At 56.5% G+C, this 22,944-nt stretch carries 23 protein-coding genes; 5 read left to right on the forward strand and 18 right to left on the reverse strand.

What is annotated here, in order from left to right; translation table 11 throughout:
- Positions 1-4: 4 nt before the first annotated feature.
- Positions 5-1,618, reverse strand: coding sequence for a cytochrome-c oxidase, cbb3-type subunit I (ccoN, locus tag IEX10_RS07390; RefSeq protein ID WP_188672774.1), 1,614 nt, complete (start codon positions 1,616-1,618; stop codon positions 5-7).
- A gap of 148 nt (positions 1,619-1,766) precedes the next feature.
- The gene (gene fnrL, locus IEX10_RS07395) at positions 1,767-2,489 is read right to left on the reverse strand and encodes a transcriptional regulator FnrL (protein ID WP_188674594.1); all 723 of its coding nucleotides are present in this window, start codon (positions 2,487-2,489) and stop codon (positions 1,767-1,769) included.
- A gap of 176 nt (positions 2,490-2,665) precedes the next feature.
- Between fnrL and IEX10_RS07400 the strand changes: the two genes are divergently transcribed.
- Positions 2,666-3,187 (forward strand): isopentenyl-diphosphate Delta-isomerase, encoded by a 522-nt coding sequence (locus tag IEX10_RS07400; RefSeq protein ID WP_188672777.1) that lies wholly within the window; start codon positions 2,666-2,668, stop codon positions 3,185-3,187.
- Between the two features lie 309 nt (positions 3,188-3,496).
- Here IEX10_RS07400 and IEX10_RS07405 read toward each other — a convergent pair whose 3' ends face one another.
- From IEX10_RS07405 to IEX10_RS07435, 7 genes are all read right to left on the reverse strand, one after another.
- Positions 3,497-4,486, reverse strand: a complete 990-nt coding sequence (locus tag IEX10_RS07405; protein ID WP_188672780.1) for an ABC transporter substrate-binding protein — start codon at positions 4,484-4,486, stop codon at positions 3,497-3,499.
- Between the two features lie 36 nt (positions 4,487-4,522).
- Complete coding sequence (locus IEX10_RS07410; protein ID WP_188672783.1) at positions 4,523-5,362, reverse strand: ABC transporter permease; 840 nt, start codon at positions 5,360-5,362, stop codon at positions 4,523-4,525.
- On the reverse strand, positions 5,359-6,234 hold the full coding sequence (locus IEX10_RS07415; protein WP_188672786.1) for an ABC transporter permease: 876 nt from the start codon (positions 6,232-6,234) through the stop codon (positions 5,359-5,361). The genes IEX10_RS07410 and IEX10_RS07415 overlap by 4 nt, the downstream gene beginning before the upstream one ends.
- 275 nt (positions 6,235-6,509) lie before the next feature.
- The gene (locus tag IEX10_RS07420) at positions 6,510-7,289 is read right to left on the reverse strand and encodes an ABC transporter ATP-binding protein (RefSeq protein ID WP_188672789.1); all 780 of its coding nucleotides are present in this window, start codon (positions 7,287-7,289) and stop codon (positions 6,510-6,512) included.
- Between the two features lie 16 nt (positions 7,290-7,305).
- Positions 7,306-7,716, reverse strand: a complete 411-nt coding sequence (locus tag IEX10_RS07425) for a VOC family protein (protein ID WP_188672792.1) — start codon at positions 7,714-7,716, stop codon at positions 7,306-7,308.
- Between the two features lie 71 nt (positions 7,717-7,787).
- Positions 7,788-9,251, reverse strand: coding sequence for a dihydropyrimidinase (gene hydA, locus IEX10_RS07430; protein ID WP_188672794.1), 1,464 nt, complete (start codon positions 9,249-9,251; stop codon positions 7,788-7,790).
- Between the two features lie 181 nt (positions 9,252-9,432).
- Positions 9,433-10,683: a Zn-dependent hydrolase gene (locus IEX10_RS07435; protein ID WP_188672797.1), complete on the reverse strand. Its 1,251-nt coding sequence runs from the start codon at positions 10,681-10,683 to the stop codon at positions 9,433-9,435.
- A 108-nt stretch (positions 10,684-10,791) separates the two neighbouring features.
- Between IEX10_RS07435 and IEX10_RS07440 the strand changes: the two genes are divergently transcribed.
- Genes IEX10_RS07440 through IEX10_RS07450 form a run of 3 tightly spaced genes read left to right on the forward strand, consistent with a single transcriptional unit; the run spans position 10,792 to position 12,795 of the window.
- The gene (locus IEX10_RS07440; protein WP_188672800.1) at positions 10,792-11,427 is read left to right on the forward strand and encodes a TetR/AcrR family transcriptional regulator; all 636 of its coding nucleotides are present in this window, start codon (positions 10,792-10,794) and stop codon (positions 11,425-11,427) included.
- 35 nt (positions 11,428-11,462) lie between these two features.
- Positions 11,463-12,104: a TetR family transcriptional regulator C-terminal domain-containing protein gene (locus IEX10_RS07445; protein ID WP_188672804.1), complete on the forward strand. Its 642-nt coding sequence runs from the start codon at positions 11,463-11,465 to the stop codon at positions 12,102-12,104.
- On the forward strand, positions 12,094-12,795 hold the full coding sequence (locus IEX10_RS07450) for a M50 family metallopeptidase (RefSeq protein WP_188672807.1): 702 nt from the start codon (positions 12,094-12,096) through the stop codon (positions 12,793-12,795). Before IEX10_RS07445 ends, IEX10_RS07450 begins: the two co-directional genes overlap by 11 nt.
- A 50-nt stretch (positions 12,796-12,845) precedes the next feature.
- On the opposite strand, the gene preA is transcribed toward IEX10_RS07450, so the two are convergent.
- The 8 genes from preA to fabA form a co-directional block, all read right to left on the reverse strand.
- Positions 12,846-14,150, reverse strand: a complete 1,305-nt coding sequence (preA, locus tag IEX10_RS07455; RefSeq protein WP_188672810.1) for an NAD-dependent dihydropyrimidine dehydrogenase subunit PreA — start codon at positions 14,148-14,150, stop codon at positions 12,846-12,848.
- 2 nt (positions 14,151-14,152) lie between these two features.
- Positions 14,153-15,493: an NAD(P)-dependent oxidoreductase gene (locus IEX10_RS07460; RefSeq protein WP_188672813.1), complete on the reverse strand. Its 1,341-nt coding sequence runs from the start codon at positions 15,491-15,493 to the stop codon at positions 14,153-14,155.
- A gap of 167 nt (positions 15,494-15,660) precedes the next feature.
- Positions 15,661-16,875: an endonuclease/exonuclease/phosphatase family protein gene (locus IEX10_RS07465; protein WP_188672816.1), complete on the reverse strand. Its 1,215-nt coding sequence runs from the start codon at positions 16,873-16,875 to the stop codon at positions 15,661-15,663.
- Entirely contained in the window at positions 16,875-17,855 is a 981-nt protein-coding gene (locus tag IEX10_RS07470; RefSeq protein WP_188672819.1) for a threonine ammonia-lyase, read from the reverse strand. Before IEX10_RS07470 ends, IEX10_RS07465 begins: the two co-directional genes overlap by 1 nt.
- Before the next feature lie 66 nt (positions 17,856-17,921).
- On the reverse strand, positions 17,922-18,611 hold the full coding sequence (locus IEX10_RS07475) for a haloacid dehalogenase type II (protein WP_188672822.1): 690 nt from the start codon (positions 18,609-18,611) through the stop codon (positions 17,922-17,924).
- 139 nt (positions 18,612-18,750) lie between these two features.
- Positions 18,751-19,539, reverse strand: coding sequence for an enoyl-ACP reductase FabI (locus IEX10_RS07480; protein ID WP_188672825.1), 789 nt, complete (start codon positions 19,537-19,539; stop codon positions 18,751-18,753).
- Between the two features lie 19 nt (positions 19,540-19,558).
- Entirely contained in the window at positions 19,559-20,788 is a 1,230-nt protein-coding gene (fabB, locus tag IEX10_RS07485) for a beta-ketoacyl-ACP synthase I (protein WP_188672828.1), read from the reverse strand.
- 39 nt (positions 20,789-20,827) lie between these two features.
- Positions 20,828-21,334, reverse strand: coding sequence for a bifunctional 3-hydroxydecanoyl-ACP dehydratase/trans-2-decenoyl-ACP isomerase (fabA, locus tag IEX10_RS07490; RefSeq protein ID WP_188672831.1), 507 nt, complete (start codon positions 21,332-21,334; stop codon positions 20,828-20,830).
- A gap of 201 nt (positions 21,335-21,535) precedes the next feature.
- Here fabA and irr point away from each other — a divergent pair, with 201 nt between their 5' ends.
- Complete coding sequence (gene irr / locus IEX10_RS07495; RefSeq protein WP_188672833.1) at positions 21,536-21,970, forward strand: Fur family transcriptional regulator Irr; 435 nt, start codon at positions 21,536-21,538, stop codon at positions 21,968-21,970.
- A gap of 22 nt (positions 21,971-21,992) precedes the next feature.
- Here the strand turns inward: irr and IEX10_RS07500 are convergent, their stop codons facing one another.
- Complete coding sequence (locus IEX10_RS07500; RefSeq protein ID WP_188672835.1) at positions 21,993-22,853, reverse strand: glycosyltransferase family protein; 861 nt, start codon at positions 22,851-22,853, stop codon at positions 21,993-21,995.
- Positions 22,854-22,944: the final 91 nt, after the last annotated feature.

Here is a 22,944-nt window from a genome sequence, read left to right on the forward strand (position 1 = left end):
CTCCTTACTCTGCTGCTACGGTCGGGGTGGTGCCAGTGGCACCTGCCCTCGCCGCTTTGGGGCCGCGGATGGTCATCCACATGTTCCAAACCATGATCACCGCTCCGGCAAGGAACATCACCCCGCCCAGACCACGCACCACATACATCGGGAATTTCGCGGCGACGGTGTCTGCGAAAGAGTTCACAAGGAACCCCTGATCATCCACTTCGCGCCACATCAGGCCCTCCATGATGCCAGTCACCCACATGGAAGCGGCGTAAAGAACGATTCCGATGGTCGCCAACCAGAAGTGCCAGTTGATTGCGCTCATGGAATACATCTTGTCACGGCCCCAAAGGCGCGGCGTCAGGAAGTAGAGACAGGCGAATGTGATCATGCCGTTCCAGCCCAAAGCGCCGGAGTGGACGTGACCGATGGTCCAGTCAGTATAGTGGCTCAGGCTGTTGACCGCGCGGATCGACATCATCGGACCTTCAAAGGTAGACATGCCATAAAAACCGAGAGACAGGACGAACATACGCAGGATCGGGTCGGTACGCAGCTTGTCCCAAGCCCCTTGCAAGGTCATCAGACCGTTGATCATACCGCCCCAGCTGGGCATCCACAGAATGATCGAGAACACCATCCCAAGGGTCGACGCCCAATCCGGCAGTGCTGTGTAATGCAGGTGGTGTGGACCGGCCCAGATATAAAGGAAGATCAGCGCCCAGAAGTGGATGATCGACAATTTGTAGCTGTAGACCGGACGGCCCGCCTGTTTAGGCACAAAGTAATACATCATCCCAAGGAAGCCAGCCGTCAGGAAGAAGCCTACCGCGTTGTGGCCGTACCACCACTGGGTCATGGCATCCTGCACGCCGGCAAAGACCTGCACCGATTTGCTGCCCCAGATGGATACCGGAATGGACAGATTGTTGATCACATGCAGCATCGCTACAGTGATGATGAAGGCAAGATAGAACCAGTTCGCCACATAGATATGACGCTCGCGCCGCTTGAAGATTGTGCCAAGGAACACCGCGAGATAGGCAAGCCAGACGATGGTCAGCCAGATATCCACATACCACTCAGGCTCGGCGTATTCTTTGGACTGGGTGGAGCCAAGCAGATACCCCGTTGCCGCAAGCACGATGAACAGTTGATAGCCCCAGAATACTAACCAGGCGAGATTGCCGCCCCAAAGCCGTGTCGCGCCAGTACGCTGGACCACGTAGAAAGATGTGGCAATCAACCCGTTGCCACCAAAAGCAAAGATGACTGCGGATGTATGTATGGGCCGCAACCGGCCAAAGTTCGTGTAGGGTTGCGCCCAGTCGAAATTGAGCGCGGGAAAGGCCAGTTGGAAGGCAATAAAAGTCCCCACCAGAAATCCGGCAATGCCCCAGAACGCCGTAGCAATCACGCCTGCGCGGATCACCCCGTCGTCATACCCTGTCGGCACTGGTTTATCCGCCCGTGGCTCCCCCGCGTTGCGGATCACCCAAACAAACATGCAAAGCGCAATGACAAGAATCAGCACCGCATGTAATTGATAAGCCGGATCCTGCGCCCAATTCGCGCCCATAGCCGCAACAAGCGCGACTCCGGCCAATAAAAAAGCCTTAATATAGTCCATCTGACACCTCGAAAATGACGAGCACTGCCAAGGCAGACACTCCTGTTCGCAAGTGTAGGGATAGGCGGGTTAGGGCGACGTTTCCTTGATCTGTGTCAAGTTTGGCAAAATGCGTTTCGATTTTCGCAGTGTTTCGATGCGAAAGCGATTAGCGCGGAGCGTCGTCCCCTGATATATCGTGCAGCGCCTTCGGGTTAAGCACCTCAAAGCTGCGACGGTCTTTGAATTGTAGGATACCTTGGGATTTCAGCGCAGACAGCTGACGGCTGACGGTTTCCAGCGTCAGGCCAAGGTAATTGGCGATTTCCTCGCGGCTTAGCGGCAGGGTCAGCGCATCATTCTGCGCTGTCGAACCTTCTAAACTGCTGCGCCGGATCAACATATCAATAAAGGTCGCGATCTTTTCGCGCGCCGTTTTGCGCCCCAAAAGCAGCATCCAGTCCCGCGCTGCATCCAGTTCATCAAGCGCGATTTCCACCAGACGTTCGGACAGATGGGGCGTCACCAGAAGAAGGTTCTCAAACGGTTTGCGATCAAAACAGCAAAGGGTCACATCCGAGGCCGCGATCACGTCAAATTCCACACGATCCCGACCGGGCCGCCCGATGAAATCTGACGGCAGCAACAACCCGACCATTTGGGTGCGCCCGTCTTCCAGCGTCTTGCCAAGGGTCGCTACGCCGCTGACGACCGAGGCGACAAAATCCATCGACTCGCCGCGCCACAAGATCTGTTCACCGGCCTTGAAGCTGCGGTAGACTTTGATTTTCTCAAGGATATCCAGCTCTGCCCCTTCACAACGGGAACAGACTGCACGATGCCGGATCGGACATTCGCCGCATTTGATATTGGAGAGCACAGGAGCATTCATATCGCCCAGACCACCGCAGATTGTTAATAGAAGCAACAGATTTATACCGGAACGGCCCAAGAAGATATGCTGGCAGAACGCCGCACCACGGGTACAAAGTGACACAGGCGCGACCCTCCGGCCCTTGCAAACCTGCGCACAATGTCCCAAAGGATCGCAAAACGTGGAAGTGAAACATGACGCAGCTTATTCCCGCTTGGGACAACGGGGTTTTGACACCGCTGGACAAACTGGACGTACACCGGCGCGGGCTGAAACATCCCGCGATTTCGGTGTTTCTGCTGTGTGGCGACCAGACTTTGATCCAGCAACGGGCGGCCCATAAATACCACACACCGGATCTTTGGGCCAATACGGTCTGCACCCACCCTCACTGGGAAGAGCCGAGCCTGACCTGCGCGAACCGACGTCTTGGGGAAGAGCTGGGGATCACGTGTGGTGATCTGCAATTCGGCCAAACCGTCGAATACCGCGCCGATGTGGGGGGCGGATTGATCGAACATGAAGTCGTGGACATTTATACCGCCCGCGTAGAGGTCGACATCGCGATGGTGCTCAATCCGGATGAGGTGCAGGCCGTACGCTGGATCGGGTTTGATCAACTCGCGCAGGAAATAGACGAAACACCAGAGCGGTTCACGCCATGGCTGCGGGTTTATATGCGCGATCATCGGGACTGGATCACCGCTGCGGTTTAGGTGCTGTTTGTTAACCTTTTGGACGCGCGCGCGTGTGTACGGACCAATTGAAATAAACAGATAGCGCGGCGAAGGCATCGAAACTTAGCTATCCAAACCCCTGTTTTCAAAGCGTGAACCGCTTTAACATACTGCATATATGAAGCTTCATATAAGACGCTTCATAAATGAAGCTTCAAGGTTAAGGTTCTGTAAAGCTTTTTTAACAAGGCCCGCAGACAGAAGAAGCCTACTTACACACCAACCCACACAAAAAAGCCGCGCCGCAGGTTTCCCCACGGCGCGGCCTGTTTCGCAAAAAGCCTCCGCTTAATTCAAAGCAGCGTCCGTGATTTCCAGAGTATACGCGCCTTCAGGCTCTTTCGTGATCACAGGGTCGGAACCGGCAGTCAGCAGGCTGTCCACTGTGCGACGGTAATCCGCCTCGTCCAGTGCACCGTTTGAATTGGCGGTCAGTTTCGCCACTTCGGACATCATCCGCTTCTGGTGCTTTTCTGTTTGCGCACCGGTTGCATCATTGTCCAGAACGATCATTGCCGCCTCGTCCGGATTTTCCTCGGCGTATTTCCAACCCTTCATGGAAGCGCGCACAAAACGGACCATCTTCTTTTTGAACGCTTCGTCTTTCAGGTTTTCACCCAAGACATACATCCCGTCTTCCAGCGTAGCCACGCCCTGATCTTCGTATTTGAACACCACCAGCTCTTCCGGAGTGAGCCCTGCATCAATAACCTGCCAGTATTCATTGTAGGTCATGGTGGACACACAGGCCGCCTGTTTCTGCAACAGTGGATCAACATTGAAGCCCTGTTTCAGAACCGTCACACCACCGTCAGACCCGTCGGTTTTCAGGCCAAGTTTGCTCATCCAGCTCAGGAATGGATATTCGTTCCCAAAGAACCAGACACCCAGCGTTTTACCCGGAAAATCATCTGGCGAGGATATGCCAGCATCTTTACGACAGGTCAGCATCATGCCCGACGATTTGTAAGGCTGGGCGATATTTACCAGATCCAAACCCTTTTCACGCGAAGCCAGCGCGGACGGCATCCAGTCCAGCACCACATCGGCACCACCACCGGCAATCACCTGTGCCGGTGCAATATCCGGACCACCCGGTTTAATCGTGACGTTAAGATCTTCCTCTTCGTAAAATCCCTTATCCTGTGCCACATAATATCCGGCGAATTGCGCCTGTGTGACCCATTTCAGTTGCAGCGTCACATCGTCCGCCGCCTGAGCAAATGACGCGCCCAGCGCCATCGCACCGGCCAGTGCTGTTGTTACAATTTTTTTCATTTTCTTACTCTCCTTGTTGATTCGTTTTTAATTTTTCTACCCTCTCTGTGAAGGGTGCCAGAAGGTGACGCCTTTTTCCAGCAGCGCAACCAACCCGTAAAAGGCCGAACCCGCAATCGCCGCTACGGCGATCTCGGCCCAGACCATATCCAACGCCAACCGTCCGACTTCGGTTGAGATCCGGAAACCCATTCCTTTGATCGGCGAACCGAAGAATTCGGCAACAATTGCGCCGATCAGGGCCAGCGTCGTAGCAATCTTCAAGCCGTTGAATATAAATGGCATCGCCGCAGGCAAGCGCAGTTTCATCAGCGCCTGCGGATAGCTTGCCGCGTAGGTCCGCATCAAATCCCGCTGCATCGCATCGGACGCCTGCAACCCCTGCACGGTATTCACCAGCACCGGAAAGAACACCATCGCCACAACCACAGCCGCTTTGGACTGCCAGTCGAACCCGAACCACATTACCATAATCGGGGCGAGCCCGATAATCGGCAGTGCAGCTACAAAATTCCCCACCGGCAGAAGGCCACGTTGCAAAAACGGGCTGCGATCCACAGCAACCGCCACCAGGAACGCCGCGCCACATCCGATAATATACCCGCTTAACGCGCCCTTAACGAAGGTCTGAAAGAAATCCTCCCACAGGATGGGCAGGTTTTGTGAAAACGTCACAGCGATGGCCGAGGGCGGTGGCAAAAGAACAGGGCTGATCCCGAACCCCCGCACGATCCCTTCCCAAAGCAGCAACAGGGTAATCCCGAACAGGGCTGGAACCGCAAATGCGTTAAGCCGGTTCGGCTTTTGGGCGGTAAGGATAATATTTACCCACCAAGCCGCGATCCAGAATACCAGTACAAATACAATCCAGATCATTGCGCCATCCCCATCCGTTTAAGTGTCACCCGTTGGACAACCCCGATAGCGGCCACCATCAGTGCCGCCAGTGTGGCAGCTGCAATCAGAGCTGACCAGATCTGCACGGTCTGACCATAATAGCTGCCAACCAGCATCCGCGCGCCCAGCCCGCCGTCCTGCGACAACGACAGTTCCGCCACCACAGCACCGATCAGACTGGCCGCGATCCCCACTTTGAGGGAGGCAAACAGATAAGGGGCCGAAGCAGGCAACCGCAACTTCCAGAAGGTCTGACTGCGCGAGGCATTCCACGTGCGCATCTGGTCCATCTGCATATGATCCGGCGACCGCAGCCCCTTCACCATGCCAACGACCACAGGAAAGAAGGACAGATACATGGAAATCACGCCTTTCGCGATCAGATCATCAACCTGCGCACTGGCCAGAACAACTACAATCATCGGTGCAATCGCCAGAATCGGAATGGTCTGGCTGGCAATGATCCACGGCATCACCGACTTATCCATCGCACGGTTATGAACGATCCCGACCGCCAGCAAAATGCCAAGTCCCGTTCCAAAAACAAAGCCGAGCACGGTCGAGGACAGGGTAATCCAGCCGTGATAAATTAACGAACGTTTGCTGAAGGCCCGCCCCCGCTGCACCATCGCGCCGGTGGTCTTCCACAACTCTGCCCCCACCAGATGGGGCGGCGGCAAGCGGGGTTTTTCCTGTGTCATCGTGTCTTTGACCATCTCCCCAAAGGAGAGTTCGACACCGGCCCGCTCGGCCTTGTCATAGGCCCAGTTTTTATTCAACAACACCGCCCCGCCATACCAGAGCGCGAAAACCGCCAGAACGACGGTCAAAACAGGTAAGACGTTACGCATAACAAACGTCCCCCTGCTTCAAGGTTCCCCGAAATACTCCCGCCTGGGGCGTCCCGCAATCAGCAGCAGCCCAATTTAGTTTGAGTATTTTAAGAACATCGAAACCTTTCGAGTCGCATTCTCGCCCTACGGCACAGGCTAAAGAGCCGATGGCCGTGAACGTTGAAGCCGCTTTACCCTCCCTATAGGGCAAAAGTGTCAAATCTGCAGGGGCGTGCGCAAAGAGAGGTCGGACGCCCCTGTCAGCGGCGGTTGCGGCACTTGGGAACAGTCGTTCATCCATCCGCGTGTCCCTCTCTCAGCCCGTCGCGCACGCGGTGGGCGATTTCGATGAATTCCGGTGAATCGCGGATATCAAGGGGGCGTTCCTTGGGCAGCGGACTGCCGATGACATCGGCAATCCGGCCCGGTCTCGGGGACATGACTACGATTTTCGTGGAAAGATACACCGCTTCGGGGATGGAGTGTGTCACGAACCCGATGGTTTTTTCCGTGCGCGCCCAGAGCGCAAGGAGTTGTTCGTTCAGATGGTCCCGCACGATCTCGTCGAGCGCGCCGAAAGGCTCGTCCATCAGCAGAATATCCGCATCAAAGGCCAGCGCCCGCGCGATGGAAGCCCGCTGTTGCATCCCGCCTGACAATTGCCAAGGGAACTTGCGATCAAACCCGTCGAGCTCCACCAGTTCAAGCACCTGTTGCACCCGCTTGGCCTGATCTTCTTTTGAATACCCCATAATTTCCAGCGGCAGGCGGATGTTTCCGCCGATTGTGCGCCACGGATATAGCCCTGCCGCCTGAAACACATACCCATACGCGCGGGAACTACGCGCCTCGCGCGGGGTAACGCCGTTGACCGTGATCTCCCCACCCGTCGGGGTTTCCAGATCAGCCATACAGCGCAGGAATGTGGTTTTCCCACAGCCCGAAGGCCCGATGAAAGAAACAAACTCTCCCTTGGCGATATCAAGGTTGATATCCTTTAGCGCGTGGACTGGACCGTCGTTGGTCTCAAACGTGAGACTAAGGTTCTTTGCTGAAATTACAGTGTCGTTCATTCCCTGCTTTCTGTTTTTATCTTGTGGGTCGCTTCCAGAGTTTAGGCTCTGATAGTTCGACCGAATTCCCTGCCGGATCTCTGACGTAGATTGATCTTGCGCCGTTTGGCCATTGGAAATCCGCTTCAATGGCAATGTTTAGTTTGTTCAGATGTGTGGCCCAGCGGTCCAACTCGGCGCCGCTGACCCGAAAACACATATGCCCCTGCCCTTCTGCGCCGTGGGTAGGCACGGGCAATCCGCTTGGGGCTTTGGTGGTGGCTTCGGGGTTGAAAATCAGCAGCATCCCCGGTCCGCAACCGAAAAACACATGCCGCCCCTCCACACGGAGCACCTCTTCAAGCCCGAAAACGCGGCTGTAAAAATCGGCAGCCGCCTCCAGATCGCGGGCGTAGAGGGCTGTTTCCAGAATGGCGTCGGGGGTCATGGCTGTCCCTCGTTGAAAAACAGCACCGGCCCGTGTGTCTGACGATCAGAGAAACGGGCGCGGCACATATCTTAAATCCCCGCCGGAATGTTCATCGGATCCCGCTCTATCTTGCGGGGCGAGTTCAGTTCCTTCCACTTGGACAGCGCGGTGTGAGCCGATGGGAAAGCCGGACGCGGCACGAAACGGCCCCGACCGGGCTGTGGCTGGGAGTTTTTGCCCCAAGCCCAGATCACATCCCCGCGGCTCAGCGTGTAGCGGGCGTTGGCTGTAACCTCAAACCCTTCGAACACGTTGTAATCCAACACGGAATGATGATTGCTCGGCGAAATAGTCTTGGAGATCTTCGGGTCCCAGACCACGATATCTGCATCCGCACCTTCCACGATCGCACCCTTCTTGGGATAGATGTTCAGGATTTTCGCCACATTGGTCGAGGTCGCAGCAACAAATTCCTGCGGTGTCAGGCGGCCTGTTTCAACACCTTCCGTCCAAAGCACAGCCAGCCGTTCCTCCAACCCGTTGGAACCGTTCGGGATGATGCGGAAATCATCCCGCCCGGCCCGTTTCTGTTCAGTGTTAAAGGCCGCGTGATCAGTTGCAACAACTTGCAAAGATCCCGATTGCAGACCGGCCCACAGACTGTCCTGATGTTTCTTGTTGCGGAAGGGCGGTGACATCACGCGGCGCGCAGCGTGGTCCCAATCCTTGTTGAAATACTCGCTTTCGTCCAGCGTCAGGAACTGGATCAGCGGTTCCCCGTAGACGCGCATACCCTTCTGGCGGGCACGGCGGATCGCTTCGTGGGCCTGCTCGCAAGACACATGCACAATGTAAAGCGGAACGCCTGCGGCATCGGCAATCGTGATCGCGCGGTTGGCGGCTTCGCCTTCCAGTTCGGGCGGGCGGGAATAGGCATGGCCTTCGGGGCCGGTGATCCCCTCGTTCATGTATTTCTCTTGCAGGATCGCAACCAGATCGCCGTTTTCGGCGTGAACCATCGGCAAAGCGCCGAGTTCCTTACAGCGTTGAAAAGAGGCGAACATCTCGTCGTCCTCAATCATCAAAGCGCCTTTGTAGGCCATGAAGTGTTTGAAGGAGTTTACGCCCATTTCCACAGCCGTCTTCATCTCTTCAAAGATGTTCTCGTTCCAGCCTGTCACCGCCATGTGATAGCCGATGTCCGAACAAATCTGCGGCGCGGATTTGCGGTGCCATTCCTTGATACCGTTTACGATAGAGCCGTCTTCACCGGGCAGGCAGAAATCCACCAACATCGTCGTGCCACCACAGGCCGCTGCCCATGTACCGGATTCAAAAGTCTCGGCGGCGGTGGTGCCCATGAACGGCATTTCTAGGTGGGTGTGGGGGTCGATCCCGCCCGGAATGACATAGGCCCCTTCCGCGTCAATATATTCATCGCCTTTCAGATCCTCGCCGATTTGTTTGATCGTTTCCCCTTCGATCAAAACATCGGCTTTCCAAGCGCGGTCTGCGGTGCAAACGGTGCCGCCTTTGATGACTTTGGTGGTCATGTGTTTTCTCCCATTTTCTCCGCATCGTTCCTAGCCTTGGCTGGAACTACCCTCAGAACGTGATCAGAATATCTCTACTCCATCCTGCCAATGCGGTTTGTTTTCTTCGTTCAAACGTACTTTCTAACTCTACACCAAGGATGGCCGATCTTTAGAGGCGAGGCCATTATGCACAGGGTGCTCACCCCTGCACCTCCGCCGTCTCCAGCACTGCGTGCATCAACACATCTGCACCAGCCGCAGCCCATTCCTTGGAAATTTCTTCCGCCTCGTTATGGCTCAGACCGTCCACACAAGGGCACATCACCATCGCGGTGGGCGCCATGCGGTTGATCCAGCAGGCATCATGCCCCGCGCCGGATACGATGTTGCGGTGGCTATAGCCCAGCCGTTCTGCTGCGTTGCGCACGGCTGTGACGCAGCCCTCGTCGAATTCAACCGGATCAAAACCGCCGACTTTTTCGAACTCCACGCCCAACCCCATATCATCGGCAATCTTTTGCGCCGCAGCTTTGAAACGGGTTTCCATATCCTTAATCACATCCAACTGCGGGGAGCGGAAATCGACCGTGAACACCACCTTGCCCGGAATCACATTGCGCGAGTTGGGGTAAACGTCGATGTGCCCTGCCGCGCCGACTGCATCGGGTTTGTGGGACCATGCGATCTCCTCCACCTGCTCCAGCATCCGCGCCATGCCAAGCCCTGCGTTCTTGCGCATCGGCATCGGCGTGCTGCCGGTGTGGGCGTCCTTGCCTGTGACGGTGACTTGCGTCCACGACAGGCCCTGCCCGTGGGTGACAACACCGACATCCTTGCCTTCGGCTTCCAGAATTGGCCCCTGCTCGATGTGCAGTTCGAAGAATGCGTGCATCTTGCGTTCGCCTACGGGTTCATCCCCCTTCCAACCGATCCGCGCCAGTTCGTCCCCGAACTTCAACCCTTCGGCATCTTCGCGCGCGTGAGCCCAGTCTTGCGTGTGCATCCCTGCAAACACACCTGACGCCAGCATGGCAGGCGCAAAGCGTGTGCCTTCCTCGTTAGTCCAGTTTGTCACGACAATCGGATGTTTGGTTTTCACGCCAAGATCATTCATCGAACGCAAAAGCTCCAATCCGCCCAGCACCCCAAGGATACCATCGTATTTGCCGCCTGTTGGCTGGGTATCAAGGTGCGACCCCACAAAGACCGGCAGCGCGTCAGGATCGGTGCCTTCATACCGCGCGAACATATTGCCCATCGTGTCGAGCCCCATCGTGCAGCCTGCTTCCTCGCACCATTTCTGGAACAGGGCGCGGCCCTCGCCATCTTCATCTGTCAGGGTTTGCCGGTTGTTGCCGCCCGCCACGCCGGGGCCGATCTTGGCCATCTCCATCAGACTGTCCCACAGCCGGTCTGCGTTTATCCGGAGGTTGCTTGCTGGTGCCGCCATGAATCTTCTCCCTGTCTTGCATCTTGCGCTGGTCTTTTTCTGACCATATGGTCAGGACTATGGATGCACCCTGACCATTCGGTCAAGAATTTTCTGAAAGTGCTTTGAATGAACCCAAATGCCGCCCCCGTCCGCAAACAAAATAAGCGCCGTGAGAAAGAAGTGGTTATTTTGCAGGCAGCGGAAAAAATCTTTGCAGAGGAAGGGTTTGGCGGTGCTACAATGCAGCTTATTGCGGATGCGGCACAGCTGCCAAAGGCAAATGTGCATTATTATTTCTCAACCAAAGAAGAACTTTACCGACAGGTTGTCTCCAATATTTTCGACGTCTGGCTGCAAGCCGCAGGCAGCTTTGAAGAATCCGACGGCCCTGCGGAAGGGATCGGCGCCTATATCGACGCCAAGATGGAGATCAGCCGCACGCGCCCCGCAGGCTCCAAGGTTTGGGCCTCCGAAGTGATGCACGGTGCGCCGATCATTCAGGACTATCTCGAAACCACGCTGGTGGAATGGACCAACTCTCGCATTCAGGCCATCGAAGCGTGGATTGCGGCAGGATTGATGGACCCGATCAGCCCGCGACACCTGCTTTACATGATCTGGGCCACGACCCAGCACTACGCCGACTTCGGCCATCAGATTCAAACCCTGAACCACAACTCTCCCCTGTCCGAAGACGAATGGAACAGAGCCAAGGATTCGGTTAAAACGATCATTCTTAAAGGTATTGGCGTCGCAACGTGACGCGCTAGTTTATTATGCATTAAGGGCACGACGATATGGCACGCGCAGCTTCCACCAAAGGAAACACCCGAATCCAGCGTCAAAAGACGACGCAGATCCTAGACGCGGCGCTAGAGGTGTTTTCGACCTACGGTTTTCGAGGCTCCACCATCGATCAGATCGCAGCACAAGCGGGCCTGTCCAAGCCCAATATCCTCTACTATTTCGACGGCAAGGAAGCGATCCACGGCGTGCTTCTGGACCGGTTGCTCCACACATGGCTGGAGCCGTTGGAGCACCTCGGCGAGAGCGAGAATCCGGTGGATGAAATCTGTGCCTATGTGACCCGCAAGCTGGAAATGTCGCGGGATTATCCCCGTGAAAGCCGCCTGTTTGCCAATGAAATCCTGCAAGGCGCGCCTAATATTCTTGCTGAATTGCAAGGACCGTTGAAGTCCCTGACAGATGAAAAATGCCGCCTGATCCAAAGCTGGATTGACGCCGGAGAAATCGCGCCCCTTGATCCACATCACCTGATCTTTTCCATATGGTCGACAACCCAGCACTATGCGGATTTTGACGTACAGGTGAAGGCGGTTCTGGGCGCGTCAACCACAGACAGGTTTGAGACCGCGCAAACCCATCTCGACCACTTGTTCCGCAGTATGCTGACGCCGCGCAGAACAGATGGGATCTAAGGTCACAGCATTCTTGCGGGATCACTGGCAACTTTTGCTGCTGGTGGCGCTGGTTTTCGTGTTCTGGCGCACCCCTTTTCTGCTGCCCCTGCGACTGCTGATTGTTTTCTTCCATGAAGCGGCCCATGCGATTGCAACGGTCCTGACCGGCGGATCGGTGGTGGAATTCGTAATTAACGCCAATGAATCCGGCCATGTCCTTAGCCGTGGCGGCAGCCGGTTTATGACCTTAACCGCAGGATACCTCGGATCGCTGCTGATCGGTGCGCTGCTGTTCCTACTTGCGGTGCGTACCCGATGGGACCGCCCCGCACTCGGGCTGCTCGGTGCAATGATCGGCGCCGTTACCCTGTTTTACATCCGCGCGCTTTTCCCGCTGGTCTTTGGCGTGGCGATAGCAGCAGCCTTCGTCGCCATCGCCTACGCCTTGCGCCCCGCTTACAGCGATTTCCTGCTGCGTTTGATCGGGGCCACCAGCATGATCTATGTGCCTTACGACATTTTCTCCGACACTATCCGCGGCGCGGCGGCCCGTTCTGATGCGCGTATGTTGGCCGAAGAGTTTGGCGGCGCAACTGTACTGTGGGGCGCGCTCTGGCTCGGGATCAGCCTGTGGTTCATAACCTTCGTACTCCGCTACGCACTGCGCGATCCCAGTAACATCCAGTGGCGCAACCCGCAGACAAAATAAAACGGGACGCCAAGGCGCCCCGCTTCAATGTTCTGATAAATACTCGAACCTTACTCTGCTGCAACAACACTCGGGTTGTTGGGATGGGTGGTCCAGTCGCCATGCTCGGCGGAAACCACCTGCCCCGTACGCTCATCCACCATACCCGGCTCCAGCGTTTCCATAGTGATGCAGCCTTCCACAGGGCAGACATTCACACACAGGTTACAGGCCACACATTCGTCGTCCATCACCTCGAACACGCGATCCGCAGACATGGAAATCGCCTGATGAGAGGTATCTTCACAGGCCGCAAAGCAGCGACCGCATTTGATGCAGTCGTCCTGACTGATCCGCGCTTTGGTGACGTGGTTCAGGTTCAGATGCTGCCAGTCACGCACGTTTGGTACGGCACGGCCAACCACATCATCAATGCTGGCGTGGCCTTTTTCGTCCATCCACTGGCCAAGACCGCTGATCATTTCCTGCACAACCTTAAACCCGTAGGTCATCGCTGCGGTACAGACCTGCACATTGCCACAGCCAAGCGACATGAACTCAGCCGCATCGCGCCATGTGGTGATGCCGCCGATACCAGACATAGGCAAACCGGCCGTTTCAGGGCTGCGGGCGATTTCGGCAACCATGTTCATGGCAATCGGCTTCACCGCCGGACCGCAATACCCCCCGTGGGAGCCCTTGCCGTCGATAGTGGGTTCCGGTGCAAAATTGTCCAGATTGACGCTGGTGATCGAATTAATGGTGTTGATCAGGCTGACCGCATCCGCGCCGCCCCGTTTCGCCGCCTGCGCTGGATAGCGCACATCGGTGATGTTAGGGGTCAGCTTGACGATCACCGGCATGCGGGTGTTCTGCTTGCACCAACGTGTGACCATTTCGATATATTCCGGCACCTGCCCCACGGCAGAGCCCATGCCCCGTTCGGCCATTCCGTGTGGACAGCCAAAGTTCAGCTCGATCCCGTCCGCGCCGGTTTCTTCCACCACTGGCAGAATTGCCTTCCATGCGTCTTCCTCGCACGGAACCATCAGGGATACGATCAACGCGCGGTCGGGATAATCCCGCTTCACCGCTTTGATCTCGCGCAGGTTTTGCTGCAAGGGGCGGTCGGTGATCAGCTCGATGTTGTTGAGTCCCAGCAAGCGCCGGTCCGCACCGAATATCGCGCCGTAGCGGGGGCCGTTTACGTTGACCACTGGCGGGCCTTCTTCGCCCAAAGTCTTCCAAACCACACCGCCCCAGCCGGCCTCATAGGCGCGGCGGACGTTGTATTCCTTATCCGTAGGCGGGGCCGAGGCCAGCCAGAACGGGTTCGGGGATTTAATGCCTACAAATTCGCTTCTCAGATCAGCCATTGTTACGCTCCCTCTCCCATAAGTGTTGCGTGAATATCCATCGCCGCATCGCGGCCTTCGGCGACGGCTGTCACCGTCAGATCGTCACCGCCGCTGGCACAGTCGCCACCGGCCCAGATGCCCAATACTGATGTGCGTCCCGTCTCGTTCACCGCGATCTTGCCGCGCTCCACTGTCAGCCCTGCGTCCGTTGTCAGGGTTTGGCCAATGGCCTTGAACACCTGATCCGCAGGTATTTCGAAAGTCTCACCCGTAGGCGTCAATTCACCGCCAGTGCTGGTGGTGCGGGCAAATTCAACGCCTGTCACCTTGCCGTTGCCCAAAACGCGGACAGGCTGTGCGTTGAATTCAATCCGCACGCCGTGGCTGGTGGCCAGCACCTGTTCAAATTCCGAAGCGCCCATAGCGGATTTATCGCGGCGGTAGGCAACGGTCACATCCTGCGCGCCCAGCATTTTGGACTGCACAGCAGCGTCAATGGCCGTCATTCCGCCACCGATCACCACCACGCGGCGGCCAACGGGCAAAGTCGTCAGATCATCGGCCTGACGCAGTTCTGCGATGAAATCCACTGCATCGCGCACGCCTTCCTTGTCTTCGCCTTCAGCCCGCAGCGCATTCACGCCCCCAAGACCCACCCCGAGAAACACCGCATCATGGCGGCCTTGCAAATACTCTAGCGTCAGTCCTTCACCCAGACGCTGGTCATACTTCATATCAATGCCGCCGATCTGCAACAGCCAGTCCACTTCGGCCTGTGCAAAACCGTCTACCGACTTATAAGCTGCAATGCCGAATTCGTTCAGACCGCCGCCTTTCGGGCGTGCATCATACACTTCAACCTCATGGCCCAGCATCGCCAGACGGTGTGCGGCAGACAGGCCAGCAGGCCCCGCGCCGACAACCGCCACGGATTTTCCGGTCGCGGTAGCGCGGGTAAACGGGTGTTTACCCTGCGCCATCACCTTATCAGTGGCGTAGCGTTGCAACTGGCCGATCAGGACCGGCTTGCCTTCGGCCACTTCGCGCACACAGACCTCTTCGCAAAGGGTCTCTGTCGGACACACCCGCGCGCACATTCCTCCCAAAATGTTTTGCTCGAAGATGGTCTCGGCTGCGGATTCCGCAGTGCCTGTAGCGATCTGGCGGATGAACAACGGGATATCAATCGACGTTGGACAGGCCGTCTGACACGGCGCATCATAGCAGAAATAGCAGCGATCCGCCGCGACAAGTGCTTCGTGATCATCAAGTGGCGGATGCAAATCGCTGAAATTGTCCGCCACGGCGTCCGCGCTAATGCGGCCCGCAACAATTCCATCCGTGTGTGGAGAGTTTCCCATGCCTAGTCCCTGTTAAAACCTCGGTAGACTCAAACCCTTGCACAGGTCTTTTTATTTATCAATTGGTAAAATTTTTAATATGTGCTAAAAAAATGGGCAGAGACCACGCCCCTGCCCGTGCTATCGCGCAACAAATATAGCGTTTTATTTCAGCCCCTTAGCGGGCCTCAAACCCGTTCTTTCAGACGCATATGAGCCATGATCTGGCCATGATCAGAGGCAAGCTTGTTGTACGGCGCCTCGGCGTGGCTGCCGTCTGTCAGGTGGTCATTGTAGACAGAGAAATACTCCATCCCGCCGATTGCATCGGGGTTTTCGGGATTGAAATGGCGCGACATCAAGATTTGATCGATGCTTTCAAACACGCCGCCAAAGGCCGAAGTATAAACCATATCCCGCAGGGATTTGCGCACGAACAGCTTTTCCGCACTGGTCAGCCGCACGGATTCAATCGCTTCGGTGATCTGGATATTTTCTTCATCGGTGTAACGGTCGTTGCGCCGTTCCGCATCATGGCGGCGCATCCACGCATAGTTTTTGAACGGCCGCTCTCCGGTGATCACCGCAGATGACACCGCGTGATCTCCGTCGTTCATATCGCCAAGCACAAAAACCGGATTATCCGCCTTCAACTCTGCCACGATCATTTTGCGCAGAACGGCGGCTTCGGCGGTACGGCGCAGCATAGAACGCAACTCACCCACGGCACGCCCCACCGGATCATAGTCCAGCAGATTGGCTTCAGGCGCAAAGGCTGCGCCTTCGGGGCGCACAAACTCGCCAAGTTTGGATTTCAGATGGCAGTTGAATACGGTGATAACCTGCCCGTTTACCGGTATGCGCGCCTTGATCACAGGGCGGGACAGCTTGGTCAGCGTGTATTGCCCCGCCTCCCCACCACCGATGTGGGGGAAGTCGATGGTCAGGGGAACCGGCAGTTCCTGCACGATCTGCGGTTCACCGTCAAAACCGAAACGGGACAGCATAGCCAGACCGGGGCGGCGATCGCCCGCTTCACCGTCAAAGACGTTCGGCGCAAAGAAGATGCTGTTGCTGTCATAGCCTTCGTACTTCAGCTTCTTGAAAATCGCCTTGCGGTGATAGCGTTTGTCGCGGCTTGGGATCACATCCGCGTTGGCCGCAGCGCCCCGCTCGTTTGTTTCCCGCACCACCGCAGACAGGGAAGTGCGGTCAAAGATTTCCTGAAACCCGACGATATCCGCGTTCATGGTCAGCAGCTGATCTGCCAACCAATCCTCTTTCCATGCGTATTCTTCCGGCGTGTAGCTTTCAAAACGGTAGTATTCCTGACCCGGCCCAATCAGGTTTTTTACATTGAAACTGGCAATGGTAAAATCGTTCGCAGGGTCAGGATAGCGCATTAGATGTCTCCGAATTTTGCGAGGGCCATTTCAAACACCTCTTTGTCCACGTTGCCACCAGTGGCGACAGCAATCACCGCGTCGCCGTCGATCTGATCTCCGTGGAACAGCGCCGCCGCAAGACCCGCAGCGCCACCCGGCTCTAGCACGATCCGCAACCGGTGAAAGGCCAGCGCCATCGCGTGCAGGCATTCGTCTTCGGTTACAACCATGCCGGGGCCGGCCAGACGGTTCAGGATCGGAAACGTCAGCAGACCCGGTGTCGGCGTGATGATCGCGTCGCACAAAGAACCGGAAAGGCGCTTGTTCACCACAGGGCGACCGGCCCGCAGGGAATGGGCGTAATCGTCGAAATCCTGTGGTTCGCAGGTGCGCACCCGCAGGAGTTGGGCATATTCCTTCAACGCAAGAGCAATACCGGACGCCAGACCGCCGCCGCCTGTAGGCACCAGAACCTCGGCATCGCGTACCTTCAGGTCTTTGGCCTGAAACACGATTTCAATGCCCGTGCTGCCCTGCCCTGCGATCACTTCGGGATCGTCAAAGGGTTTTATTAGTGTCAGTGACCCATCCGCATTTGCCTTTTCTGCGGCTTCTTCGCGGCTTTCGGTTTCGCGATCATAAAGCACGACCTTAGCGCCCAGCGCCTTGGTATTGTCGATTTTGATCTTGGGGGCATCAGACGGCATCACAATCACAGCCTTGATCTTATGCTGCGACGCCGCCAGCGCCACACCCTGTGCGTGGTTGCCCGAGGAATAGGCGATCACACCGTTTCTGCGCACCTCTTTGGGCAGGGCAGAAATGGCCGACCATGCGCCGCGATACTTGAACGATCCGGTGTGTTGCAGGCATTCCGCCTTCACCAGCACCCGCCGTCCCGCGATGTCATCCAGAAACGGAGAGGTCAGCATCGGCGTGCGCCGCGCGTGGCCCTTTAGGCGTTTTTCGGCGGCTTTTAGCATTTGAATCGTAGACATCGGGGTTCCGTTCTTGAATGGGAGGATTTTCGCCTTTCTACGGGGGATAAGCCCGCTTTGAAACGGCTAGTTTTGCGCGGCGATTTCGGGGATGGTGGTCAGGTCGGACAGAACCTGTTGCGGGGTCCACGGCATCCGGTCCACAGGCTCTCCCGCGCGGTTCACCCATGTGGTGTAAAACCCGTAACCCGTGGCACAGGCCGCGTCCCAGCCGTTAGAAGACACAAACAACACCTGATCCGGTGTGGTATCAAACCGTTGCCCGACCAGATCATAGACCGACTTGTGGGGTTTAAATATCCCTACAGATTCCACGGACAACACATCATCAAGCACGTCACCGATCCCTGCCGATTGCACAGCCCCGTCCAGCATTTTAGGGGAGCCGTTGGACAAGATTGCCGTATTCAGCCCAGCTTCTTTCAATCGGGAAAGCATGGCAGGCACCTCGGGATAGGCTTCGAGTTCCCAGTAAAGCTGCAAAAGACGTTCGCGCAGTTCGGCGTCCCCGTCGAGTTTGTTATTTTCCAACGCCCAGTCTAGCCCGTTTTGCGTCACATCCCAGAAATCCCCGTGGGCATCGGCAACGGCGCGCAACCACGTATATTGCAACTGCTTGAGCCGCCAGTCACCCGCCAGCTTTTGCCAGCACGCCGCCAGCGCATCGCGCCCCGGTTCGCCAGCGGCTGTTCGGGCTGCGGCGGCCACGTCAAACAGGGTTCCATAGGCGTCGAAAACGGCGGTGGTTATAGGCATTCAGGATCTCCTCTTTCGCGACAGACTGACACGTCCCTTGTCAGAGTTAAAGCGTTTCGAGGCCGTGAACAGGTCTATCATAGAAGGGCGCAGGCGACGCCCGCCCTTCAGTTTTTTTTGCAGTTGGTCGGGACTAAACTTACAGGTTCTCTGGCTGGGCCATACCGATCACATGATAACCGCCGTCAACATGGATGATCTCACCCGATGTGAAGGCACCTGCATCAGAGGCAAGGTACACAGCAGTGCCGCCCACCGCTTCCAAAGTCGCGTTAGAGCGCAGTGGCGCGTTGGCCTCGGTCGCGCGGTAGGTTTTGCGTGCGCCCCCAATGGCAGCACCGGCCAGCGTGCGCATCGGACCGGGTGAGATCGCGTTGACGCGGATGCCATCCGGCCCCAGATCATTTGCGAGATACCGCACAGCACTTTCCAGCGCGGCCTTGGCGACGCCCATCACATTGTAGTTTGGCATCACACTCGTCGAACCTTGAAATGTCAGCGTCAGGATCGTGCCGCCAGCCGTCATCAATGGTGCGGCCCGTTTGGACAGATCAATCAGCGAAAAGCAGGAAATATCCATCGAGTTGGCGAAATTCGCCCGTGTGGTATTGATAAACCGACCTGTCAGTTCGTCCTTGTCGGAAAAAGCAACGGCATGAACCAGAAAATCAAACGTGCCCCATTTTTCCTTTAGCGTTGCGAACAACGCATCCAGTGACGCCTCGTCCGTTACATCCGCCTGCACTACCAGATCAGAGCCAACAGATTCAGCCAGCGGGATCACCCGCCGGCCCAGATTTTCCGCTTGATAGGTGAAGGCCAGCTCCGCCCCTGCGTCGGCTGCGGCTTTGGCGATGCCCCATGCGATGGATTTGTCGTTGGCAACCCCGATGACGAGACCGCGCTTTCCTTGAAGTGGACCGCTCATGCGCTGGCTCCTAACACTATCAGTTTTTATATTTGCTCAGCAAAATAGAGCCGTTGGTGCCGCCAAACCCGAAGGAGTTGGTCATCACCGTATCAAGCCCCGCGTTTTCCACCAGTTCGGTGGCAATTTCACCGGGATTGATAGCCGGATCAAGGTTCACCACGTTGATCGAAGGGGTGATGAAATCGTGCTCCAGCATCAACAGACAGAAGATGGCTTCCATCGCGCCGGTGGCGCCCTGCGCGTGACCTGTCATGGATTTTGTGGAGCTGATCGGTGGTGTGCTGCCTTCACCAAAGACGCGGCGCACGGCCTCGACTTCGCCCACATCGCCAACGGGTGTGGATGTACCGTGAGCGTTGATATAGCTGACCTCGCGGCCCTCTGGCAGGGTGCTGACAGCCAGCCGCATTGCCCGCTCTCCGCCCTCGCCGGATGGGGCAACCATGTCGTGCCCGTCGGATGTGGCGCCAAAGCCTGTGACCTCGGCGTAGATTTTTGCACCGCGCGCGATGGCGTGATCCATGTCTTCCAGCACGACCATACCGCCGCCGCCGCCAATCACGAACCCGTCGCGATCCGCATCAAAGGCACGAGAGGCCAGCTCCGGTGTGTCGTTGTACTTTGAGGACATCGCCCCCATCGCGTCGAAAAGACAGGACAGGGTCCAGTCCAGCTCTTCACCGCCACCCGCGAACATGATGTCCTGTTTGCCCATCATGATCTGCTCGGACGCGGAACCGATACAATGCAGCGATGTGGAACAGGCCGAGGTGATCGAGTAGTTGATCCCCTTGATCTTGAACGCCGTTGCAAGGTTTGCAGAAACAGTTGAGCCCATACATTTTGGCACCGCAAAAGGCCCGATCCGTTTGGGCGCGCCTTTTTCCAGAACGGTCTGGTGCGCGGTAAACATGGCAGAAGTAGACGGCCCGCCCGACCCCGCAATCAGACCGGTGCGAATGTTAGAGATCGCGTCTTCGTCCAGCCCCGCATCGGCAATCGCCTGCTGCATGGCAATATGCGCATAGGCAGAGCCTGGCCCCATAAAGCGCAGTGCGCGTTTGTCGATATGTTCGGACACGTCGATATCGACTTTGCCGTGAACCTGACTGCGAAAGCCCCGTTCGGTGTATTCAGGGGCAGCAACGATGCCGGATTTCCCCGCTTTGAGAGAGGCCGTAACCTCTTCTGCGTTATTCCCGATAGAGGAAACGATACCCAGCCCTGTGACTACTACGCGACGCATGGTGCTCTCCTGTTTCTTGATGTCTTTGGTGTCGGCAAATCAGGCGTCTGACAGGCCGACCTTCATATCTGTAACTGTGTAGATCGGATCGCCATCGGCAAAGACCTTACCGTTTGCCACGCCCACCTTGATCTTGCGATCAATGACTCGTGTGAAATCTACGTGGTATGTCAGCATCTTGCGGTCCGGTTTGACCATGCCTGTCAGCTTGACCTCACCGACGCCAAGCGCCATGCCGCGCCCCAGCATACCGCGCCAGCCCAGATTAAAGCCGGTCAGCTGCCACAGACCATCAAGGCCAAGGCACCCCGGCATGATTGGGTTGCCCGGAAAATGGCAGTCAAAGAACCACAGGTCCGGTTTGATGTCGAATTCGGCAACCACATGGCCCTTGCCATGCTCCCCGCCGTCGGCAGAGATTTCGGTGATCCGGTCCATCATCAACATCGGAGGCAGCGGTAGCTGCGCATTGCCCGGGCCAAACATTTCCCCGCGGGCGCATGCCAGCAAGTCTTCGTATCCAAAGCTGGTGGGTCGATCTGTCATAGAGGGCCTGTCTCCGATAGTTTTTTTCGTTGTTGTAACAGTGGTATTACCATTGTGCGCTTAAGGCTGGCAATAGGCCACCGTCCCCGCCATATAAGGCAATTACCCAGCCATAAAAGGCCCGTTTGCCTTTTGCGTTTGAATTGGCGGCGTTTTCAGGGCATATTCCCCTAAAATCTATGGATTTATCCAGAGGCAGTTATGCAAGACACTACACCAACCGATACAAGCGAAAGCTTGGGCAGGACATGGCTTATGAGTGCGGACGTGCGTCCGACCAAGCAACGACTGGCCCTCGCAGAACTACTGGTAGGCGACGGTCGCAACCGTCACGTCACCGCCGAGAGCCTTTACGGTTCGGCCTCCGAACATGGTGCGCAGGTTTCTCTGGCCACAGTCTATAATACGCTGCGCACGTTTTGCGATGCAGGTCTGATGAACGAGATCACCGTAGACGGGCATCGCTCCTATTTTGATACCCGTGTGGATGAACATCCCCATTACTATTGGGAAGAAAACAGCAGCATCACTGACGCCCCCAAAAGCGCTGTGGCCTTTGCCAAAGAACCCGAAGCACCGGAAGGTATGTCCATTGCGCGGGTCGATGTGGTGATCCGCCTGACAAAAAACAGCTAAGCGGTTCCCGTAGCGTTAGGCGCTAGAACCACTGTCCGGGTTCCATCAACCCCAAATCCATAAGCTGCTGGGAATTCCAGTGGAATTTCTGTGACTTGGACCAGGCAAAGCTGTTTACTTCAAAGGTCGATCCGGGATTGGACTTCAGGTATTTTGCCGTGCGGAACGAACAAATCGCAATCGTGACCGAATGATGCCACGGGCATTGATAGGTGTTGTACTCCTCATCGTTGAACATCTGCTCCGCATCCATCTGCAAACCCGCCTTAGCGCAGAAAAGCGCCACACGGTCGATGCGGCGCTTGGCCCAAGGGAGATGCTCCTCAAACCGCCACTTCAGACCGCCGTAAATCGACAACTGCCGTTCCATCACGCGCCCGTCTTTCCATCGGTTCAGCGCGTAATAGCCGGACGCATCCAGATGGGCATCCTCCAGCGAATAGCCGTAAGGGTTGTTGTCCAGATCAGCTGCATAGAGATCAACCACATAGGTAAAGGCCGATTTGCGACGCTCTTCTGTGATAAAGGTGATCAGCTCACTGACGGAGCGGGTTTCACAAAAGGGGAAATGCAGGTATTCGCCGTTATAGCAGTAATAAAGCCAGCGCCCCTCCAAAGCGGCGATTGCCTTATTGACCGCTGACACCAACGTATCCTGCGTGGCCGGATCATTCACCACATGGTGGCATAATTCGACGCAATCCGCAGGCAGAACCGTGTCTTCCTGCGCCAAAAGGATAATATTCTCAAACCCGATCCGCGCATGGTGACGCAGGGTGGCGCCCAAGCCGATTTCATCCTCTGCAAAAATCAGTGCAACCGGCCCTTTGGGGAGGGTATCCGCCTGCCTCTTGAGGAATATATCCAGCGAATCTGCCTTCATGGAAACCCTGCCTGCTGCCTGACCCTTGCCGTTGTTCGTAAAACCGGCATTTGCGTTGCAAAATGGCGCAAACTGCGGGCATTCGCAAGCC

It is taken from the genome of Neptunicoccus cionae (genome assembly GCF_014643735.1).
GTDB lineage: Bacteria > Pseudomonadota > Alphaproteobacteria > Rhodobacterales > Rhodobacteraceae > Amylibacter > Amylibacter cionae.

Coding starts and splice junctions, on each gene's coding strand:
- ccoN (WP_188672774.1), bottom strand. CDS start 1,618: ATGGACTATATTAAGGCTTTTTTATTGGCCGGAGTCGCGCTTGTTGCG.
- fnrL (WP_188674594.1), bottom strand. CDS start 2,489: ATGAATGCTCCTGTGCTCTCCAATATCAAATGCGGCGAATGTCCGATC.
- IEX10_RS07400 (WP_188672777.1), top strand. CDS start 2,666: ATGACGCAGCTTATTCCCGCTTGGGACAACGGGGTTTTGACACCGCTG.
- IEX10_RS07405 (WP_188672780.1), bottom strand. CDS start 4,486: ATGAAAAAAATTGTAACAACAGCACTGGCCGGTGCGATGGCGCTGGGC.
- IEX10_RS07410 (WP_188672783.1), bottom strand. CDS start 5,362: ATGATCTGGATTGTATTTGTACTGGTATTCTGGATCGCGGCTTGGTGG.
- IEX10_RS07415 (WP_188672786.1), bottom strand. CDS start 6,234: ATGCGTAACGTCTTACCTGTTTTGACCGTCGTTCTGGCGGTTTTCGCG.
- IEX10_RS07420 (WP_188672789.1), bottom strand. CDS start 7,289: ATGAACGACACTGTAATTTCAGCAAAGAACCTTAGTCTCACGTTTGAG.
- IEX10_RS07425 (WP_188672792.1), bottom strand. CDS start 7,716: ATGACCCCCGACGCCATTCTGGAAACAGCCCTCTACGCCCGCGATCTG.
- hydA (WP_188672794.1), bottom strand. CDS start 9,251: ATGACCACCAAAGTCATCAAAGGCGGCACCGTTTGCACCGCAGACCGC.
- IEX10_RS07435 (WP_188672797.1), bottom strand. CDS start 10,683: ATGGCGGCACCAGCAAGCAACCTCCGGATAAACGCAGACCGGCTGTGG.
- IEX10_RS07440 (WP_188672800.1), top strand. CDS start 10,792: ATGAACCCAAATGCCGCCCCCGTCCGCAAACAAAATAAGCGCCGTGAG.
- IEX10_RS07445 (WP_188672804.1), top strand. CDS start 11,463: ATGGCACGCGCAGCTTCCACCAAAGGAAACACCCGAATCCAGCGTCAA.
- IEX10_RS07450 (WP_188672807.1), top strand. CDS start 12,094: ATGGGATCTAAGGTCACAGCATTCTTGCGGGATCACTGGCAACTTTTG.
- preA (WP_188672810.1), bottom strand. CDS start 14,150: ATGGCTGATCTGAGAAGCGAATTTGTAGGCATTAAATCCCCGAACCCG.
- IEX10_RS07460 (WP_188672813.1), bottom strand. CDS start 15,493: ATGGGAAACTCTCCACACACGGATGGAATTGTTGCGGGCCGCATTAGC.
- IEX10_RS07465 (WP_188672816.1), bottom strand. CDS start 16,875: ATGCGCTATCCTGACCCTGCGAACGATTTTACCATTGCCAGTTTCAAT.
- IEX10_RS07470 (WP_188672819.1), bottom strand. CDS start 17,855: ATGTCTACGATTCAAATGCTAAAAGCCGCCGAAAAACGCCTAAAGGGC.
- IEX10_RS07475 (WP_188672822.1), bottom strand. CDS start 18,611: ATGCCTATAACCACCGCCGTTTTCGACGCCTATGGAACCCTGTTTGAC.
- IEX10_RS07480 (WP_188672825.1), bottom strand. CDS start 19,539: ATGAGCGGTCCACTTCAAGGAAAGCGCGGTCTCGTCATCGGGGTTGCC.
- fabB (WP_188672828.1), bottom strand. CDS start 20,788: ATGCGTCGCGTAGTAGTCACAGGGCTGGGTATCGTTTCCTCTATCGGG.
- fabA (WP_188672831.1), bottom strand. CDS start 21,334: ATGACAGATCGACCCACCAGCTTTGGATACGAAGACTTGCTGGCATGC.
- irr (WP_188672833.1), top strand. CDS start 21,536: ATGCAAGACACTACACCAACCGATACAAGCGAAAGCTTGGGCAGGACA.
- IEX10_RS07500 (WP_188672835.1), bottom strand. CDS start 22,853: ATGAAGGCAGATTCGCTGGATATATTCCTCAAGAGGCAGGCGGATACC.